The sequence below is a fragment of the Pseudoalteromonas sp. P1-13-1a genome, from assembly GCF_001401875.1.
In the GTDB taxonomy this organism is placed as follows: Bacteria; Pseudomonadota; Gammaproteobacteria; order Enterobacterales; family Alteromonadaceae; genus Pseudoalteromonas.
The window spans coordinates 31333-50344 of record NZ_LKDV01000006.1; the positions used below are offsets into that span (position 1 = coordinate 31333).

The following is a 19012-nucleotide window of genomic DNA, read 5'->3' on the forward strand; positions in this document are numbered from 1 at the left end:
AAAAAAGAACCTCGTATTATCTTTTTTAAACAAAACAAGCAGTTATTTATTTTTCTAAGCATTTAATTATGTATTGGAGGAATAGTTCGTGGCTGTTATCTACAAAGTTATCCACAGGTTGCTCTGCAATAATTATAGCTACTAAGCGTAATTCACTGTCGTTTTATTCACAACCTTATGGCATGCTTGTAATAATATTACTCTTTTGTATTTAGGATCCAAATTCACCATGGCTCAGATCCCCGAAAACCCGCTAATTTTAGTTGATGGCTCTTCATATTTATTCCGTGCTTATCACTCTCCACCGCATTTAACCAACTCAAAAGGTGAAGCAACAGGCGCTATTTATGGCGTGGTTAACATGCTTAAGAGTTTGATCAAACAATATGATCCGAGTCACATGGTGGTGGTGTTTGATGCCAAAGGCAAAACGTTCAGAAACGACATGTATAGCGAGTATAAAGCTAACCGTCCGCCTATGCCTGACGATTTACGAACGCAAATAGCGCCACTGCACAGTATTATTAAAGCAATGGGCTTTCCACTGATCAGTATAGAAGGTGTTGAAGCCGACGATGTGATTGGTACGTTTTCACGAATAGCGACTGAGCAAAAGCGCCATGTATTGGTTTCTACCGGCGATAAAGACATGGCTCAACTAGTTAACGAGCATGTGACGCTAATAAACACCATGACCGATAGCATTTCAGATCCTCAAACCGTTGTTGAAAAATTTGGTGTAGGACCTGAGCTAATCATCGATTATTTAGCATTAATGGGTGATAAAGTTGATAACATCCCAGGTGTTGAAGGTTGTGGGCCTAAAACAGCTGTTAAATGGCTACAAAAATATGGGTCACTTCAAGGTGTTATTGATAATGCCGGCGACATTAAAGGCAAGATTGGTGAAAAACTTGCAAACGCCCTAGATCATTTACCACTAAGTTATGAGCTTGCCACCATTAAATGTGATGTTGAGGTAGAGTCAGACCTAGATACCTTTAAAGTACAAGAGCCAAATAAAGATGAGCTTATTGCACTGTATGGTGAGTGTGAGTTCCGCCGCTGGTTAGCTGAGCTACTTGATAATCCAAAAGATGCAGAAAAAGCGCTCCCTACTGAGGAAAATGAACTACCAAAAGTAGAAGACGCTCATTATGAAACTATTTTAAGCGAGTCACAGTTTGATGCGCTTATAGAGCAGTTAAATAACGCTGAGTTATTTGCCTTTGATACCGAAACAACTAGCCTTGATTATATGCAAGCGCAGTTAGTAGGTATGAGCTTTGCTGTAAAAGCAGGCGAAGCCGCTTACTTACCCATTGCACATGACTACCCGGGTGCACCAGAGCAATTAAGCTTTGAATATGTAATGCAAAAGCTTGGGCCAATTCTGGCCGATGCTAACAAAGCTAAAGTAGGGCAAAACCTAAAATACGACAAGAGTGTACTAGCTAATGCCGGCTATGAACTCAATGGCATTAAGTTTGATACTATGCTTGAGTCGTACGTATTTAATAGTGTGGGCACTCGCCATGACATGGATTCATTAGCGCTTAAATACTTAGGCCATAAAAACATTAGCTTTGAAGATATTGCCGGCAAAGGGAAAAAGCAGCTTACCTTTAATCAAATTGAGCTTGAAAAAGCTGCGCCTTACGCAGCAGAAGATGCCGATATTACACTGCGTTTACACCAAGTACTGTGGCTAAAATTAGAAGCTGATGAGAAGTTAAAGTCAGTGTTTGAAACCATAGAAATGCCCCTAGTTGATGTTATTTCTGATATTGAACGCACTGGTGTAGCTATAGATAGCAATATGCTTGCCGCACACAGTCAGCGTTTAGGCGAGCGTTTACTTGAGCTTGAAAAAGAAGCGTTTGAAATAGCTGGCGAACCATTCAACCTAAGCTCGCCAAAGCAGCTGCAAGTACTTTTATTTGAAAAACTTGAGCTGCCAGTCATTAAAAAAACACCTAAAGGTGCACCTTCAACGGCTGAAGAAGTGCTACAAGAACTTGCCCATGATTACCCATTACCTAAAGTGATTATTGAGCATCGTGGTTTATCTAAGCTTAAATCAACGTATACCGATAAATTACCATTGATGGTAAATGAGAAAACACAACGCGTGCATACTTCTTATCATCAAGCTGTTACGGCCACAGGGCGTTTGAGTTCTACCGATCCTAACTTACAAAATATTCCTATTCGCTCTGAAGAAGGGCGCCGAATACGTGAGGCGTTTGTAGCGGCACCAGGTTATAAAATTGTGGCTGCCGATTACAGCCAAATTGAGCTGCGTATTATGGCGCATTTATCGCAAGACAAAGGGCTACTAAATGCCTTTGCTAATGGGTTAGATGTACACAGTGCAACCGCTGCTGAGGTATTTGGTGTTGAGCTTGGTAAGGTAACCACCGATATGCGTCGTAAAGCGAAAGCAGTAAACTTTGGTTTAATTTACGGCATGTCCGCCTTTGGTTTAGCGCGTCAGCTTGATGTGCCACGTCACGAAGCACAGCACTACATAGATAAATACTTTGAGCGTTTTCCTGGGGTACTTGATTACATGGAAACAACGCGTGAGAAAGCGGCTGAGAACGGGTATGTAGAAACTATTTTTGGTCGTCGTTTACACTTACCAGAAATTAATGCACGTAATGGAGCTCGTCGTAAAGGCGCCGAACGTGCAGCAATCAATGCACCAATGCAAGGCACAGCCGCCGACATTATTAAAAAAGCAATGTTGAGTGTACATCAATGGGTTAGTGAGCAAGCCCCTAACACGATTAAATTACTCATGCAGGTACACGATGAGTTGGTATTTGAAATTAAAACCGACTGCGCACAAGCTTACACCAAGCAAATTTGTGAACTAATGTCGCAAGCTGCGAGTTTAGATGTGCCTTTAATTGTTGAAGCCGACGAAGGTGAAAACTGGGAACAAGCCCATTAACCTCAAAACATGCTTATAGTTTAAAAGCGCCGCAAGGCGCTTTTTTATTGCCTCTAAATAACTCACCCAATTAGGCGAATCGATATACGTATTTCTGTGCGTAAACAAAGTTTAGTTAAAAGTAGGTTAATTTAAGCAACTATTTGTATTAAATAGTTATATGTTCGTCAATTCGAACTATTTTGGCGGAATATGATTGTATTTTTATGCGCGCTTTTGTTAAAGTGCGCGCGTCCTCATCCTGTAGGACATCCTGTTGATGATGCATCTGAAAAGGTGCAACAAATTGATAGCTTCTCCCCAGTTTGCTATACCGGCCTGCTTGTTTTAAGCAGGCCGTTTTTTCTTTTCAATCCCCTTTATTATTTATTTTGAGTTGGTATGCGTATACCGCAAGTGGTAGTATCGAAAGCGCTATTATTCTCATTTAAATTTAAGGAGTGCGTTATGTTTAAAACGTTAGCCGCTGTAGGTTTATCGTTAACTAGCCTTGTTTTGTCTAATGCCGCTCATGCAGATTGGCAGCTCGTTAATGATAAAAGCCAATTAAGTTTTGTTTCTATAAAGAAAGACACGATTGCTGAGGCGCATCATTTTACTAATCTAGAAGGGACACTTTTAGACAGCGGTGCTTTTAGTGTAAATATTGACTTAACCTCTGCAGAAACACTAATCCCCATTCGCAATGAACGTTTAACTCAATTTGTATTTGAAGCGGCAAAATTCCCTAACGCAATTTTAACCGCAGATTTAAAAAAGCAATTAAGTAATATTAAAAAACCAGGCCAACATGTATTAAAAGCGGTTGATGCGCAGCTTGATTTTCATGGTAATAAAAAACCATTAAAAATAAATGTACTTGTTAGCAGTTCAAAAAATGGCGATTTAAGCGTATCGTCGTTTACGCCAGTGATTATAAATAGCCAAGACTTTGGGGTGACCGAAGGCGTTAAAAAGTTACAGCAATTAGCTGGCTTACCGGCCGTTGCTACAGCCGTCCCGGTTACTTTTGCACTGACACTAAAAAAACAGTGATCTCCTTAGCGGCGCTTAGTAAGCAATTAAGCGAGCCTAGTAAACCGTTTGATAGTTGGCAGCCAACCCAGTGTGGTGAACTGCCAATTATTATTAACGAACAAGGGCTGTGGTTTTACGATGGCAGCGAAATTACTCGCTCCGCTATGGTAAAACTGTTTGCCAGTGTTTTATGCAAAGAAGGCGAGCAGTTTTACTTAAAAACACCCATCGAAAAAATAGCGATAGAAGTACAAGATGCGCCATTCGTTATCGTAAGCTGGCATATAGAGAGCACAGCGCAGGGGCACGTTATGTGTTGTGTAGATAATTTAGCACGACAATGGTTAGTTAGTGCTGAGCAGCCTCTTTATATAAAAAACTATAAAAATGCAGCGGTGCCTTATTTGCAATTGCCTTATGGATGTAATGCGCGGGTATCACGAAATGTGTTTTATCAGTGGGCTGAAATAGCCGACGCAGATGAGCGCGGCTATTTTATAAAATCTGCAGGTGAAAGGTTTTATCTCTCATAGATGCTTATTTTTAAGCGTTTGAGTTATCTTCATCACTTGGCTGTGGTGCAACAGCCACGATTGGCCCTAAGTACCACTCATCTAATTTCTTGGCGACTTCCGGTAAACCCGTCCCCTTAAGTGATGAAAAAGCATGAACAGTAATATCACCGTCTAGTTCACTTAATTCGCGGCGTACTTGTAATACTTGTGCTTTGCGCGCCCCTTGCTTAAGCTTATCCGCTTTAGTTAAAAGCGCCAATACAGGGATTTCACTGCCAATAGCCCAATTAATTAAATCTTTATCTAAATCTTTTAATGGGTGGCGAATATCCATTAATACCACAATGCCTTTTAAACTTTGACGTTTTTGTAGGTATTCACCCAGTGATTTTTGCCATTTCTTTTTCATTTCAATGGGCACTTTAGCAAAGCCATAACCAGGTAAGTCAATTAAGCGCATATCATCCACTTCACCTAATTCAAACGTGTTGATCAATTGCGTACGGCCCGGTGTTTTACTGGTACGAGCAAGTTTTTGATCTGTAAGTGCATTAAGAGCACTCGACTTACCGGCATTAGAGCGACCTGCAAACGCGACTTCAATTCCCGTATCAGCAGGTAATTTAGTGATGTCTGGCGCGCTTGTAACAAAAGACGCAGTATTATATTTGATACGAGATTTGAGCACAGGCTCTCCTAAAACGTAAAAGTTAATCTTATTGAGCTAAATTGACTCAGGGCGCGTATTTTATACTATAAAGGATGTATTAAAAAGCGTATTTAAACACCTAAAAATGCTATAAATGGCACTATTAAAGCTGCTTAAAGGTTAATCTAGGTCAAAACCCTATAAATTATAAGCTTAATATGAGTAGAAAACGTGCCAGAGAATTTTTTATCGTGTAGAATACATGAATTACAACATCCATATTGTAGATGATACAGGGTCGGAAACAGAGAATTCACCATGAAAAAAATAGCACTATCTTTAACAATATTGCTTGGTGCGTTGTCAGCAAGCAACGCAACAGCATTTGATGGCGATGTAAACGCAGGTAAAGAAAAATCAGCAACGTGTGCGGCTTGTCACGGCCCAGACGGTAATGCACCGGTTAATATTTACCCTAAACTTGCAGGCCAGCATCCAGATTACATCCTTAAACAACTTAAGGATTTAAAACTAGGTATGACTTCAGGCGGTAAAGAAGGTCGTATGGATCCTGTAATGAGCGCGATGGCTATGCCACTTAGCGAACAAGACATGAAAGACCTATCTGCTTATTTTTCTTCATTGAACATGACTGAAGGCGCCACCCCTAAAGACGTGGTTGAAGTTGGTCAAAAGCTTTACAAAGCAGGCGATGCTGAGCGTGGTATTCCAGCTTGTGCGGCGTGTCATGGTCCGCGCGGCAATGGTTCGTCACTTGCTAAGTTTCCTAAAATTTCTTTCCAGCACCCAGAGTACATCAAAGCTCAGCTAGAGAAATTCCGTGATGGTACCCGTAAAAACGACCATAACGGTATGATGCAAGATATAGCGAAAAAGCTAACAGACAAAGATATTGAAGTACTTTCTCAATACTTGGGTGGTTTACACTAAAGTCGTATTTATTTAGTATTTGCTAATGTAATACTATGAAATATGATTAAAAAGCAGCTTACGCTGCTTTTTTTGTGTCCGTAATTTAACGATATCACCCTTTAGTTTGTGAGATATTTGCCATATAGAATTGTGAGAAATAACTTATTTTTAAACTTTTTAAGTGTGTAACTTATTAATTTATATTGTTTTTAATGAATTTATATGTGTGACATGTAAGAAAAATTATATAAACCAGTTGTAACAAAATTATTAATGGGTAAATTAACCACTGTCGCAAAACAACAATAACAACATGGATTATGCTAAAGGAAAATAGCGCGGCACGACTGAATAGCACACTGAAGGTGCTACAAAAGGAAATAACAAGAAAGCGTCAGGATGACCGTAAATAATAAAATCTCAAGGAAGTTAAAAATAAAAACAAAATGGAATGTAACAAGGAAGGTTAAAATAATAACAATACGGACTGATAATAATAAAAATAATAAAGACTAAAAAAGTCGAAGGGAGAAGTGTCCAGATAATGGCGCTCAGATTAGTAGGCGGTAGAGATGTTTTCTCTACCGCCTTTTTATTTGTCCTGTTACAATACCCACCGTTTAGCAATAAGCTAATGCGCTAATTCAACAAGCAACCCAAGCTTTAATGCGCAAATCGAATTCTTCTGGCTAGGCCAGCACTGCGATGCTCATGTTATGTGCCTCGCTCAAAACCTCTTAAGTGAGATGATCAAGATATGAGTAGAAAGAAAAAGTCACGTAAAATTCCTTCAAACGGCCCTGTTCGTTTAAGCCAAGATAAGCTTAGAGAAATGCGTGCGTTAAAGGAGCAACGTGTTAAAAAGCCAAAGGGCGCTAAACCTGGCTCTCGAAATGCACCAGAGCTATTAGATAGCGACACTAAAAAAGTAAGTTCAGCACCGAAAGATAAACGTGTAGGCAGTAAAAAAGCGGTACCTTTAGTGGCTGCCGCACCACAGCCACAAGTAGAAATGAAGCGTAACTTAAAGCCAATGGCCGAGCTTAAAAAGGCGACAGAGCCAGAGCTGACACCAGAGCAAGAGCTAGAAGCGCTTGAAAACGATGAGCGTTTACTTAAGCTCGTTGAGCGTCATGAACAAGGTGAAATGCTGACGGGTAAAGATGCAAAGTACTTTAATAGCCGTATTGCACGCCACCAAGTGCTTTGTAAGTTACTGGGTATAGAAGATGAGGATGAGGACGAGTTTGAAGATGATTTTGAAGACAACGTCGAAAGCAACGGTAACTCAGACTTTGATAAATACCTTTCAGATGATTTAGCCAATGAGTGGCTAGATGATGACGATAAATAGTAAGGGCGCTTAATGAGTACCGCAGTGATTGTAGCCTTGTTTGTAGGTGCTGTTATTATTGCTGGCTTAGCATTTTATGCAGGTCAGTTACTCTATAAGCTTAACGCGCAAAAAAAGTTAATTGCGCAAAAGCAAGCAGAGCAACAGCAAAAGCTTAAGCAGTCGCGCTTAAAGCGAAACGCTAAACTTGCAGATAGCATTCATTTAATTGCTCGCGCAATGGCTGAAAAGCAATGTGAGTATTCTGAAGGCTGTTTACGGATTTGGGTGTTAATGTCTCAGTACGCTTTTGAAGATGAGCGAGATTTAACCGAGGCGTACCCAGGCATTTATAAAATGTATAATGTCGTTAAAGAAATGCCGACTCACGATGCACGCAAAAAATACTCTAAAAAAGAGATTTTTAAACAAGATACAGCTCGTTGGCGAGCAGAAGAAAACTTTAGCGATGAGATTAAAGCCGATTGCGATAAAATCATTGTCGAGTTTAAAGCTGCGCCGGGCAGCGAAAACATAGTGTTTAATTAAGCTCAAAAATAAAAAAAGCAGATTTAGGTCTGCTTTTTTTATGCCTGCTTTAAATCACCCGTGAGAAACGGGTTTTACTTATTTGCTTTTGTAAGTGAGCATCAAAGCACATACATATTATACGAATAAACAAGTTCCCCCGAGGCGTGACACGTATTACGTTATCATTTATATGTACCATCTCATCGTCTATTAAAGGCTGTAGTGCCAACAGGGCATCTGCAAAATACTCATTAAATTGAATAGTATGTTTTTTCGCAAAAGCCTGTGTGTCTAATTCAAACTGGCAGATAAGGGATTTAATAGCCTCTGCACGTATTACATCATCATGCGTTAAATGCATTCCTTTATGTATAGCGCTCCCAGCTTGCGTTTCAATGGCGTGATAATAATGCTTAAGCACTTTTTGATTTTGTAAAATGGCTGTGCCAATTTGTGAGATGGACGAGACCCCTAAGCCTAACAAGTCGCAATTACCGTGGGTGGTATAGCCCTGAAAATTGCGATGTAGCTGCCCTTTGTTTTGCGCAACTGCCAGTTCGTTGTCGGCTTTTGCAAAATGATCCATACCAATAAACTGATAACCTGCTGATGTCATTTGCGACAAGGTGTTTTTAAACATTGTTAGCTTGTCGTGGGCTTTGGGTAAATCAGCTTCTTTTATTTTACGTTGCGCAGCAAAGCGCTCCGGTAAATGCGCGTAATTAAATACAGAGACTCTGTCTGGGCTTAAGGCAATTAATTGCGCTATTGTTTTCTCAAAGCTTTGGGGTGTTTGTTTAGGTAGGCCATAAATCATATCTGCATTTATTGACTTAAAGCCCAGCTCGCGGGCTTGGGTTATCAGTGCTTTAACGGTCTCAACTTGCTGTGTGCGGTTAACTGCTTGCTGTACCTCATCGTTAAAATCTTGAATACCAAAGGATACGCGGTTAAAACCTAAAACCCGTAAGTGTATAAGCATATCTTTAGCAAGGGAGCGTGGGTCTATTTCAATGCCACGCTCAGTGTTGCGGGTAAAATGAAAGTGCTGCTCTAGCAAATTAATTAGGCGCGTCATTTGCTTTACAGTTAAAAAAGTTGGTGTACCACCGCCTAAATGCAATTGCTCTACCGTGTAGTGTTTGAATAATGGGGCATGCGCTGCTATTTCTTTTGCTAAATAATCTAAGTACACATCGGCTTTAGACTGATGGCGCGTAATCACCTTGTTACAACCGCAGTAATAGCAAAGCTCACTGCAAAATGGGATATGAATATACAAAGAGAGTGAGCGACTCGATGATGATTTTATAGCGCTAACTAGGTCTTGCTGCTGATACCCCTCGCTTAAAGATAACGCGGTAGGATAGGAGGTATAACGCGGCCCTGACACGTTATACTTATTTATAAGAGTTTGATCCCATTTTGGAAGCTTTATCATCACGCGCACCTTATATATTAATGAGGTGGTGAGTATAAAAAGCTTTTAAGGAAGGGGTTTTGATCTACAACAAAAAAGGTGCCTAAGCACCTTTTAAAAGAGTATTTTTTGTTAATACGTTATGTTGTGGGCATCTTTTAGGTACTGAAACAATTCTTTATAGCCCTTGCCTGGCTTCTCGGCTTTAACCTCTTTGGCGGCATTGCGAACCAATTGGCGCATTTTTTGGCGCTCAAGGGTCGGGTATTGCTCAATGGTTTCGTTGATTAAATCGTCGCCTTGTTCAATTAAGTCACTACGTAATTGCTCAATTTTTTTAATTAAAACCTCAGCTTGGTTATTTTTATTAAGCATTACATCAATAATTGCTTTAATTTCTTCAACGTTTTCTACTGTGCGCAGCGTTTTAGCAATGTAATTTAAATGACGACGGTACGCATCGCTTTTATTGCTAATTTTATCAGCAACCACCATGGCTTCTTTTAAATCGTCATTGAGTGGTAAGCGTTCGCGTTGTTTTTTCCCCATTTTAGCAATTTCAGAACCTAACTGGTGAAACTCTTGCGCGTCTCGCTTTAGCTCACTTTTTGATACGTAAATAATTTCTTCTTCAATTTCAGCAGGCTTGCCTTTTTTCTTCGCCATGGGGTGCTCTTAAGTAAAAATAACTTTTGCCATTATACGCGATTCTTTTAGTGATTAATATTAGCTGATGTGGTGCAGTGAGTGTGTTAGCATTTAAAGATAAGAAATGCGTGCAATATTGCCTTAAGGCTCAGGACTTAATTTATGAAAAGCCAACAACACGATCCAATTTATTCTCAAATCTCTCAAGTAAAAGATGCCGTAGCTGAAGTGCTCGAGCATGCAAAAAAATTGGGTGCTACTGCCGCAGAAGCTGCTATGTCGAGTACATCGGGTTTATCGGTAAGTACACGCATGGGTGAAGTAGAAACCATAGAATTTAACCAAGATGGCGGTTTAGGTATCAGTGTTTATGTAGGGAATAATAAAGGGTCGGCATCTACTGCAGATCTCAACCCAAAAACACTACGCACTGTAGTCGAAAAAGCCATTGATATTGCCAAGTTTACCTCCGATGATCCATTTAATGGCATTGCGGATAAAGAGCTACTTGAGTTTGCCCCTAAAGATCTCGATTTATATCATCCGTGGGATGTAAGCCCAGAGCAAGGTATTGAACTTTGCCATGCCGCCGAGCAAGCCGCCTTAAATGCTGATGAGCGCATTGTAAATTCAGATGGTGCAAGTTTTTCATCGCACCAAGGTTTACGTGTATACGGTAATAGCCATGGTTTAATTGCTGGTTTTCCACGTACGCGCCATAGTATTAGTACTATGGTAATAGGCAAAGAAGGCGAGCACATGCAGCGCGATTCGGCGTACACTGTTGCGCGCGATCAAGCTGGTTTAAACGATGCTGCAGCAGTGGGCCTTGAAGCTGCAACCGAAACACTTGCTAAGTTAAACAGCCAAAAACTAGGGACTATGAAAGTACCTGTTATTTTTAGAGCCGATATAGCTAACTCATTGTTTGGACATTTGGTATCGGCTATAGGCGGTGGGGCGCTTTATCGTAAATCGAGCTTTTTACTCGACAGCCTAGGCACCCAAGTATTTAGTAAGTGCGTTAATATTGCTGAGCGTCCACATATATTAAAAGGGTTAGCATCATCACCTTTTGATAGTGAAGGGGTTAAAACGATTGACCGTGAAATTATTCAAGGCGGTGAACTGCAAACGTATTTATTGGCAAGTTATGCAGCACGTAAATTAAATATGGCTCCAACAGGCCATGCAGGCGGTATTCATAACTGGTTAGTAGAGCAAACGCATAACGATTTAACCACACTATTAAAAACCATGGGAACAGGCTTATTAGTTACCGAGCTGATGGGGCAAGGCGTCAACACCGTTACCGGTGACTACTCGCGTGGAGCAGCTGGTTTTTGGGTAGAAAACGGTGAAATTCAGTACCCTGTTAGTGAAATTACCATTGCCGGAAATTTAAAAGACATGTTTAAAGGTATTTCGGCCATAGGGGGCGATATTGAGCGCAGAGGCGGCATTCAAACCGGCTCAGTACTTATAGAACAAATGCAAATAGCAGGCGCTTAATACCAATCCGCAATAATACTTAATCATTTTTAGGGGCTAAACGTGTCGCTATCTGCGTTAAAAAATTCTCATTTAGAGCAACTAAATAGCGAATTTTTTGCCTTGCTATCAACACGTTTATCCATCCTCAAAATAGATCACTTAATTATGCGCATTGGTATAATATTAATTTGCACTAATACTTAATTAGACAAATTGAGATCCTATAAGCACTCATTTAGGCCAAGTATTTAAGGGCTTGGCTTAAGCGTGTTTTATTTAAATTGATGAGGTCTTGAATGGCTAAAGATAGGTACGCACCAAAACCCCTAACTGACATTATGGCAGGCCTTAATAATCGCTTATCTGCTTATGCAGGTAAAAGCCAAGCGCTAGATAAACAGCAAGTATTGCTTAAAGAGTTTTTAGGCCCAAAGCTTGCTGAAAAATGCCGTGTAAGTAATTACCGCGATGGCACGCTGATGATTGAAGCTGTATCGGCAGCAATTGCCCTTAAACTTAATTATTTAAAAATGGATATGCAGTCGCATTTTAGAGCGGCGGGCATGGCAGAGCTCGGCCAAATTAAAATTGTCGCAAACCCTCAAGCAACAGCGCGCTTAAGCCCAACAACAGATAAACGAGGCCCCGTAGGCAAAGCACCTGGCAATTCAAGAAAAATGAGCCAGCAAACCTCAGATTACCTTAATGCCATTGCCGCATCAGCGCCCCCTTCGCTGAAAGAAAAGCTAGAGCGCCTTGCTCGCCATGGTAAAAAATAACTCGCTAAAGCGCGAATATGGTTGTTGGTAGGGCTATTTTGTTATCTCGTCTCACGGCAAATACTTTGTTACATATTCTATTTTATTGTTTCTTTAATGGGGTTTATCATACAAATTCGGCGTGTTGTTTTAACCGCCTAAATATTAATTTCATTAAGTGAAAGCATCGCAGGGCGCTTTTTATCTTTCTCTGTGGCGCCATAGCTTAATGAAATAGATATTTTATTCTTTACTAACAAACGGAATAATTATGAAAAAAGTAACTATTACCGCCGCAAGTATTGCACTTGCGCTGGGCCTAGTAGGTTGCGGTGAAAAACAACAAGAAACACAAGTAGCCGATACAGCTACTGTTGCAGCACCTGCAGAAAAAACCCTTGAGCTAGGTGTAGACCTTGCCAATATGGATGAGTCAGTTCGTGCGCAAGATGATTTTTATTACCATGTAAACGGGCAGTGGCTTGCTAAAACAGAGATCCCTGGCGACAAGTCTAACTATGGCTCGTTTACACAGTTGTATGAAGAGTCGCAAAAAGCGATGAAAGCAGCACTTGAAAGTGCCGCTAAAAATAGTAATGCTAAAAAAGGCAGCGACGAGTACAAAATTGGTGCTTTTTATAAAAGCTACATGGATAAAGACACACGTGATGAGTTAGGTATTACACCTTTACAACCTTCACTTAATACCATTGATAGCCTAGATTCAAAAGCTGATCTTGCGCCTTTAATGGCTAAAATTCAGCAGCAAGGTGCCAGCTTACCATTTGGCTGGTTTGTAAATAACGATGCTAAAAATTCAAGTGAATACGCGCTGTACTTATCGCAATCTGGGCTTGGCTTACCAGATCGTGACTATTACTTAAAAGATGATGAAAAATTTACTAAAATTCGTGCATCTTACGAGCAATACATCACAGATATTTTAGCTAAATCGGGCGTTGAAAATGCCGCTGATGCCGCTAAAAGCGTTATCGCATTTGAAAGCGCTTTAGCACAGGCACAGTGGAGCCGTGTACAAAGCCGTGATGCCACTAAGTCATACAATAAAATGACTGTAGCTGAGGCAAGTAAGCTAACAGGCGACTTTGATTTAGCTGCGTTTTTCAAAAGCGCTGGGGTAGATACCTCAGACATTATTGTACGTCAGCCAAGCTATTTAGAAGGGTTTGCTGAAGTGTACAAAGAAACAGATTTAGCCACGTGGAAAAACTACTTAAAGTTTCATTTTGTAAGTGGTTACGCACAGTTACTAAGCACTGACTTGGTTGATCTTAAATTTGATTTTTATAGCACCACATTACGCGGCGTAAAAGAGCAGGCGCCTCTTTGGAAAAAAGCGGTGGATGCATCTAACAGCGTACTTGGCGAAATTTTAGGTAAAGTATACGTAAAAGATAACTTCCCACCTGAGGCAAAAGCGCGCATGGAAGAGCTGGTAGATAACGTTATTAAAGGTTACGGCGTTGCTATTGAAAACCTTGAGTGGATGAGCCCAGAAACCAAGCTTGCAGCCCAAGAAAAGCTAAACAAATTTACCCCAAAAATTGGCTACCCAGATAAATGGAAAGACTACTCTGAGCTTACAATTAATCCTGATGATTTAGTGGGTAACTACATACGTTATAGCCAGTGGGCTTACAGCGATATGATTGCTAAATTAGGCAAACCAGTTGACCGCTCTGAGTGGCACATGACCCCACAAACCGTTAATGCCTACTACAACCCAGTAAATAACGAAATTGTATTCCCAGCTGCTATTTTACAGCCACCGTTTTTTAATTTAGACGCCGATGACGCTGTAAACTACGGTGCAATTGGCGCAGTAATTGGCCATGAGCTAGGCCACGGTTTTGACGACCAAGGCGCTAAATACGACGGTGACGGTAACTTACGTAACTGGTGGAGTGAGTCTGACCTTAAACAGTTTGAAGAGCGTACCGGCGCGTTAGTGGCGCAATACAATGAATATAAACCGTTTGAAGATGCAGGTGTGAACGGCGAGCTTACGCTTGGCGAAAACATTGGCGACCTAGGTGGTTTAACGGTGGCTTACAAAGCGTATCAATTATCGCTAGGCGATAACAAAGCGCCTGTAATTGACGGTTACACTGGCGATCAGCGTTTCTTTATGGGGTGGTCACAAATTTGGCGTCGTAAGTACCGTGATGAAGAATTACGTAACCGCTTAATGACAGATCCGCATTCACCAAGTCACTACCGTGTTATTGGTATCTTGTCGAACATGCCTGAGTTTTACGACGCGTTTGACGTAAAAGAAGGCGACAAGATGTATATCAAACCAGAAGACCGCGTAAAAATTTGGTAATTGTTATGCTTTTTGGTTAACTTAGTAAAAACCAGCAAGTGTTTAGCTTGCTGGTTTTTTTATACTAATAACACTGCAGTTATTGCATGAGGGCTTTATGCATCCAGCTTTGATTGCTTAAAATATTTTTATACAAAGCGAGTTGGTTTTGCGCACGTTCTAAATTATGTTCTGCATGGGTGGTTTTAAAGTACACGTCGTTATTTAAGTAATCGGTTAAAAACCGCACACTAAGCATTAGCGGCATAACTTTAGCGCCAAGCAGTAAACTTGCTTGCTCTTTGTTGCTAATTGCCGATTTAAGGGGGGCAAGGTAGCCTTTAACAAGCGCTGTAAATACCTCTTTGCGAATAACCACTTTACCAAGGTTAGTTGAATCTTCTGCCTCAGCGCAGCAAAATGTGCGCACCATGTCTCCAAAGTCATAAAGTAAAAAGCCGGCCATGCAGGTATCTAAATCGATAACTGCTTTTGCTTTATATGTATTGCTGCAATACAGCATGTTATTTATTTTAGTGTCGTTGTGGCACACCCGGGTAGGCAAATCAGCTGTTACCTCAGCCAGTTCTTTTACCAAATGCTGTTGTGCAATGCAGTAGTCAATAACGGTTTTACACTGTTGCAGCCGCTCATTAGTGGCTGTGGCAATGGCTGTATTAAGCTGCTCAAAACGCATGGCTAAGTTATGAAAGTCTGCAATAACAGGGTAGAGGCTTGATGCGTCAAAATCGAGCAAGGCACGTGTAAATGTGCCAAATGCAAATGCCGCTTGCTCTGCGTGTTTAGGCTCTTTGACGATATCTTCACTTGCGCTTTGGCTAATAAAATTAAGCACGCGGTAGTACGCGTTATTAATTATTATAAGGTGTTCACCTTGGTGGGTACTTATATGCTTAACAATATCGAGCGGGTAAGTATTTGCTTGTTGTTTAGCGCTTAAATGCTGCTCAATTAACTGGGCGTTATTGACCAGTTGTGCTGGATTTTCAAATACATGAGTGTTGAGCTTTTGAACAACAAATTGCTGACCAGCATTGGTGAGCAGCCAGGTGGTGTTTATATGTCCGCTGCCTAAAGAGCTCACCTGAGTAAGCTCAGGGTTTAGCGCTAATAGCTCACTTAATTTATTTTGTATTGCTGTATTCATGTGCTTTACGCGTATCGCGCGTGTATTTTTTCAATAATCTCGGCGTTAGCAGCAGGAAACTCATAGTTACTAAGCTCATTAATAGCGACCCATTCACTAGGTTGCCCTTCGGCGCCATGTGCTTCACCGCTAAAGTTACTTACAACGTGAATATCAAGTTTTACACATTTATCGCCATAGTCATGTTCAATCACCATCAGTTGGCTAGAGCTGTGAATGGTAATGCCAACTTCTTCACTGAGCTCACGCTTAAGGGCGGCAAATACGCTCTCACCAGCTTCTACTTTCCCGCCTGGAAATTCCCATAAGCCACCTTGATGTTGCTCATTAGCGCGCTTACAAATGAATATAGCATTATTTTTTTTTATTACGCCTACCGCTACGTTAACTATTTTTGTTGTCATATTTTTTCTCCATAAAAAAAGCGACGCTAGCGTCGCTTTTTAATTACATACAATGCGTCGTTACTTTAATTTACCACAACATTGCTTAAACTTTTGTCCTGAGCCACATGGGCACGGATCGTTGCGGCCAACTTTAGGCGCTGTTCTTGCCATTACAGTTGCGCTTTGAGGGGCTTCACCGCCTACGTGTTCAGCTTCTTCGTGTTGGTACTCGCGAGGGGCATTTTCACTTTTACGGTGTTGCTCTTCTACTTTTTCAACATCTTCTTCGGCACGAACTTGTACTTTACTTAAAATGCCCACTACATCAACTTTTAAGTTTTCAAGCATTTCGGTGAATAGCTCAAACGACTCGCGCTTGTATTCTTGCTTAGGATTCTTTTGTGCATAGCCACGTAAGTGAATACCTTGGCGTAAATGATCCATTGCAGCAAGATGATCTTTCCAGTGCTGATCGAGGCTTTGTAGCATAATCGCTTTTTCAAACTGACGTAGTACAGAGTCGCCAACTTGTTCTTCTTTTTGCTTGTAAGCTTGTTCAACCGCTTGCTCAATACGCTCACGAAGTTTCTCTTCGTATAATTTATTGTCATCAGCTAGCCATTGCGCGATAGGCAACTCAATAAGAAAGTCTTGTTTTAAGCGTTCTTCAAGCCCAGGGATATCCCACATTTCAGCAAGGCTTTGTGGTGCGATGTATTGATCGATCACCCCATTGAGTACATCTGCGCGAATTGCAGTGATTGTTTCTGAAATATCGCCTTCTTCAAGCAACTCGTTACGCTGGGCGTAAACAACACGACGTTGATCGTTTGCTACATCATCGTACTCAAGTAATTGCTTACGAACATCAAAGTTACGTGCTTCTACTTTACGCTGAGCGTTTTCAATTGCACGGTTAACCCATGGATGCTCAATGGCTTCGCCGCGTTGCATGCCTAGTTTACGCATCATGTTAGTCATGCGCTCACCAGCAAATATACGCATTAGCGCATCATCCATCGATAAGTAAAAACGGCTAGAGCCGGCATCACCCTGACGACCAGCACGGCCACGTAATTGGTTATCTATACGGCGCGATTCATGACGTTCAGTACCAATAATATGTAAACCGCCAGCATCAATTACTGCATCGTGACGAATTTTCCACGCTGCTTTAATTTCAGCAATTTGTTCATCTGTTGGGTTTTCTAGTTTTTCAACTTCACTGTTCCAGTTACCACCAAGCACAATATCGGTACCACGGCCGGCCATGTTGGTAGCAATTGTTACAGTACCAGGTAAGCCTGCATCCGATACAATGTCAGCTTCTTGCGCATGGAACTTAGCATTAAGTACGTTGTGCTTAATTTTTTCTTTGCGTAAAAACTGCGATAAATACTCAGAGCTTTCAATTGAAATAGTACCTACTAGCACAGGTTGCCCGCGCTCTTGGCAATCTTTAATATCAGCTAAAATAGCTTCGTATTTTTCTTCTTGTGTTAGGTAAACTAAATCAGCGCGATCATCACGGATCATCGGCTTATTAGTTGGCATAACAACCGTGTCTAGACCGTAAATAGATTGAAACTCAAATGCCTCTGTATCGGCTGTACCTGTCATACCAGCTAAGGTTTCGTATAAACGGAAGTAGTTTTGGAAAGTAATAGAAGCCAGTGTTTGGTTTTCGTTTTGAATTTTTACACCTTCTTTCGCTTCTACAGCTTGGTGTAAACCTTCAGACCAACGACGACCTTCCATTGAGCGCCCTGTGTGCTCATCGATAATGATGACTTCGTTTTCTTTAACAACGTAATCCACATCTTTTTGATAAAGCTTGTGAGCACGAAGCGCAGCATACACGTGGCTTAGTAGAGTAATACTACTGGCTGAGTAAAGCGAATCGCCTTCTTCAATTAATCCACGTTCAGTAAGTAGGTCTTCTACTTTAATTTGACCGCGCTCTGTTAAATGAACTTGTTTAGACTTTTCGTCTATAGTGTAATCGCCATCGCCTTCAATGCCTTCTTCGTCTTCTTTTTCTTGAAGCTCTAAAAGCGGCACAATTTTATTGATTTCGATGTATAGCTCAGAGCTATCTTCAGCTGGGCCTGAAATTATAAGTGGCGTACGTGCTTCATCGATTAAGATTGAATCCACCTCATCCACTACCGCATAAAACAGTGGGCGTTGTACACGCTCATCAATGCTAAATGCCATGTTGTCACGTAGGTAGTCAAAACCAAACTCGTTATTAGTACCGTAAGTAATATCGGCACTGTAAGCTTGTTTTTTCTGTTGTGGCATCATGCCTGGTACGTTACAGCCTACAGTTAAGCCTAAGAACTCAAATAACTCGCGGTTTGTTTCAGCATCACGTTTTGCAAGGTAGTCGTTCACGGTAATTACGTGCACGCCTTTGCCTGTTAAGCCATTTAAGTAGGCTGGAAGTGTGGCTGTGAGTGTTTTACCTTCACCGGTACGCATTTCTGCTATACGGCCTTGATGTAAAACCATGCCGCCTAATAGCTGTACGTCAAAGTGACGCATGCCATTTACACGCTTTGACGCTTCACGTACCACAGCAAATGCTTCTGGTAGAATGTCGTCAAGGCTTTGCCCGTTATCGTAACGTTCTCTAAACTCAGCTGTCTTAGCTCTTAAATCTTCATCAGAAAGCGCTTCTAATTGCGTTTCTAGCGCGTTAATTAGCGCGACCGTCTTTCTTAGGTTTTTAATAGTGCGGTCATTGCGACTACCAAAAATCTTGGTAAATAAATTAGATATCATGATAAAACCGTTACAATGTATTCTTTGCTAACCGAGTGTCGGCTAACCCATTTTTTACAATTGGTAATTAATATGTACTTTTACATAA

At 41.0% G+C, this 19012-nt stretch carries 15 protein-coding genes; 9 read left to right on the top strand and 6 right to left on the bottom strand.

The annotated features are described in order from the left end of the window. The first annotated feature begins 229 nt into the window (after positions 1-229). The 3 genes from polA (at position 230) to AN391_RS05985 (ending at position 4509) form a co-directional block, all read left to right on the top strand. Positions 230-2959 carry a DNA polymerase I gene (gene polA / locus AN391_RS05975; protein WP_055014560.1) on the top strand — a complete coding sequence of 910 codons (2730 nt, stop codon included), beginning with the start codon at positions 230-232 and terminating at the stop codon, positions 2957-2959. 447 nt (positions 2960-3406) lie between these two features. After that, on the top strand, positions 3407-3994 hold the full coding sequence (locus tag AN391_RS05980) for a YceI family protein (protein WP_055014561.1): 588 nt from the start codon (positions 3407-3409) through the stop codon (positions 3992-3994). After that, the gene (locus AN391_RS05985) at positions 3991-4509 is read left to right on the top strand and encodes a DUF1285 domain-containing protein (RefSeq protein WP_055014562.1); all 519 of its coding nucleotides are present in this window, start codon (positions 3991-3993) and stop codon (positions 4507-4509) included. Before AN391_RS05980 ends, AN391_RS05985 begins: the two co-directional genes overlap by 4 nt. Before the next feature lie 10 nt (positions 4510-4519). On the opposite strand, the gene yihA is transcribed toward AN391_RS05985, so the two are convergent. Next, positions 4520-5179: a ribosome biogenesis GTP-binding protein YihA/YsxC gene (gene yihA / locus AN391_RS05990; protein ID WP_055014563.1), complete on the bottom strand. Its 660-nt coding sequence runs from the start codon at positions 5177-5179 to the stop codon at positions 4520-4522. A gap of 279 nt (positions 5180-5458) precedes the next feature. Here yihA and AN391_RS05995 point away from each other — a divergent pair, with 279 nt between their 5' ends. The 3 genes from AN391_RS05995 (at position 5459) to AN391_RS06005 (ending at position 7955) form a co-directional block, all read left to right on the top strand. Next, complete coding sequence (locus tag AN391_RS05995) at positions 5459-6091, top strand: cytochrome c (protein ID WP_055014564.1); 633 nt, start codon at positions 5459-5461, stop codon at positions 6089-6091. A gap of 739 nt (positions 6092-6830) precedes the next feature. Beyond that, complete coding sequence (yihI, locus tag AN391_RS06000) at positions 6831-7427, top strand: Der GTPase-activating protein YihI (RefSeq protein WP_055014565.1); 597 nt, start codon at positions 6831-6833, stop codon at positions 7425-7427. A 12-nt stretch (positions 7428-7439) separates the two neighbouring features. After that, complete coding sequence (locus tag AN391_RS06005) at positions 7440-7955, top strand: DUF2489 domain-containing protein (RefSeq protein WP_055014566.1); 516 nt, start codon at positions 7440-7442, stop codon at positions 7953-7955. Positions 7956-8004: 49 nt separating this feature from the next. Here AN391_RS06005 and hemN read toward each other — a convergent pair whose 3' ends face one another. Together hemN and yjgA are read right to left on the bottom strand one after the other, a co-directional pair. Further along, a complete protein-coding gene (gene hemN, locus AN391_RS06010) occupies positions 8005-9378 on the bottom strand; it encodes an oxygen-independent coproporphyrinogen III oxidase (protein ID WP_055014567.1) in 1374 nt (457 codons plus the stop codon). Positions 9379-9489: 111 nt separating this feature from the next. Next, positions 9490-10023 (bottom strand): ribosome biogenesis factor YjgA, encoded by a 534-nt coding sequence (yjgA, locus tag AN391_RS06015; RefSeq protein ID WP_055014568.1) that lies wholly within the window; start codon positions 10021-10023, stop codon positions 9490-9492. A 144-nt stretch (positions 10024-10167) separates the two neighbouring features. Between yjgA and pmbA the strand changes: the two genes are divergently transcribed. The 3 genes from pmbA to AN391_RS06030 all read left to right on the top strand — a co-directional run bounded on the left by pmbA (position 10168) and on the right by AN391_RS06030 (position 14604). Next, positions 10168-11517, top strand: coding sequence for a metalloprotease PmbA (gene pmbA, locus AN391_RS06020; RefSeq protein ID WP_055014569.1), 1350 nt, complete (start codon positions 10168-10170; stop codon positions 11515-11517). A 278-nt stretch (positions 11518-11795) separates the two neighbouring features. Further along, on the top strand, positions 11796-12278 hold the full coding sequence (locus AN391_RS06025) for a DUF721 domain-containing protein (RefSeq protein WP_055014570.1): 483 nt from the start codon (positions 11796-11798) through the stop codon (positions 12276-12278). Between the two features lie 250 nt (positions 12279-12528). Further along, positions 12529-14604: a M13 family metallopeptidase gene (locus AN391_RS06030; protein WP_055014571.1), complete on the top strand. Its 2076-nt coding sequence runs from the start codon at positions 12529-12531 to the stop codon at positions 14602-14604. Positions 14605-14683: 79 nt separating this feature from the next. Here the strand turns inward: AN391_RS06030 and AN391_RS06035 are convergent, their stop codons facing one another. From AN391_RS06035 to secA, 3 genes are read right to left on the bottom strand one after another with little or no spacing between them, the layout of a single operon-like run. Further along, a complete protein-coding gene (locus tag AN391_RS06035) occupies positions 14684-15751 on the bottom strand; it encodes a phosphotransferase enzyme family protein (RefSeq protein ID WP_055014572.1) in 1068 nt (355 codons plus the stop codon). Positions 15752-15756: 5 nt separating this feature from the next. Beyond that, a complete protein-coding gene (gene mutT, locus AN391_RS06040) occupies positions 15757-16155 on the bottom strand; it encodes an 8-oxo-dGTP diphosphatase MutT (protein ID WP_055014573.1) in 399 nt (132 codons plus the stop codon). Positions 16156-16215: 60 nt separating this feature from the next. Continuing rightward, complete coding sequence (secA, locus tag AN391_RS06045; RefSeq protein WP_055014574.1) at positions 16216-18924, bottom strand: preprotein translocase subunit SecA; 2709 nt, start codon at positions 18922-18924, stop codon at positions 16216-16218. Between the last annotated feature and the right edge of the window lie 88 nt (positions 18925-19012).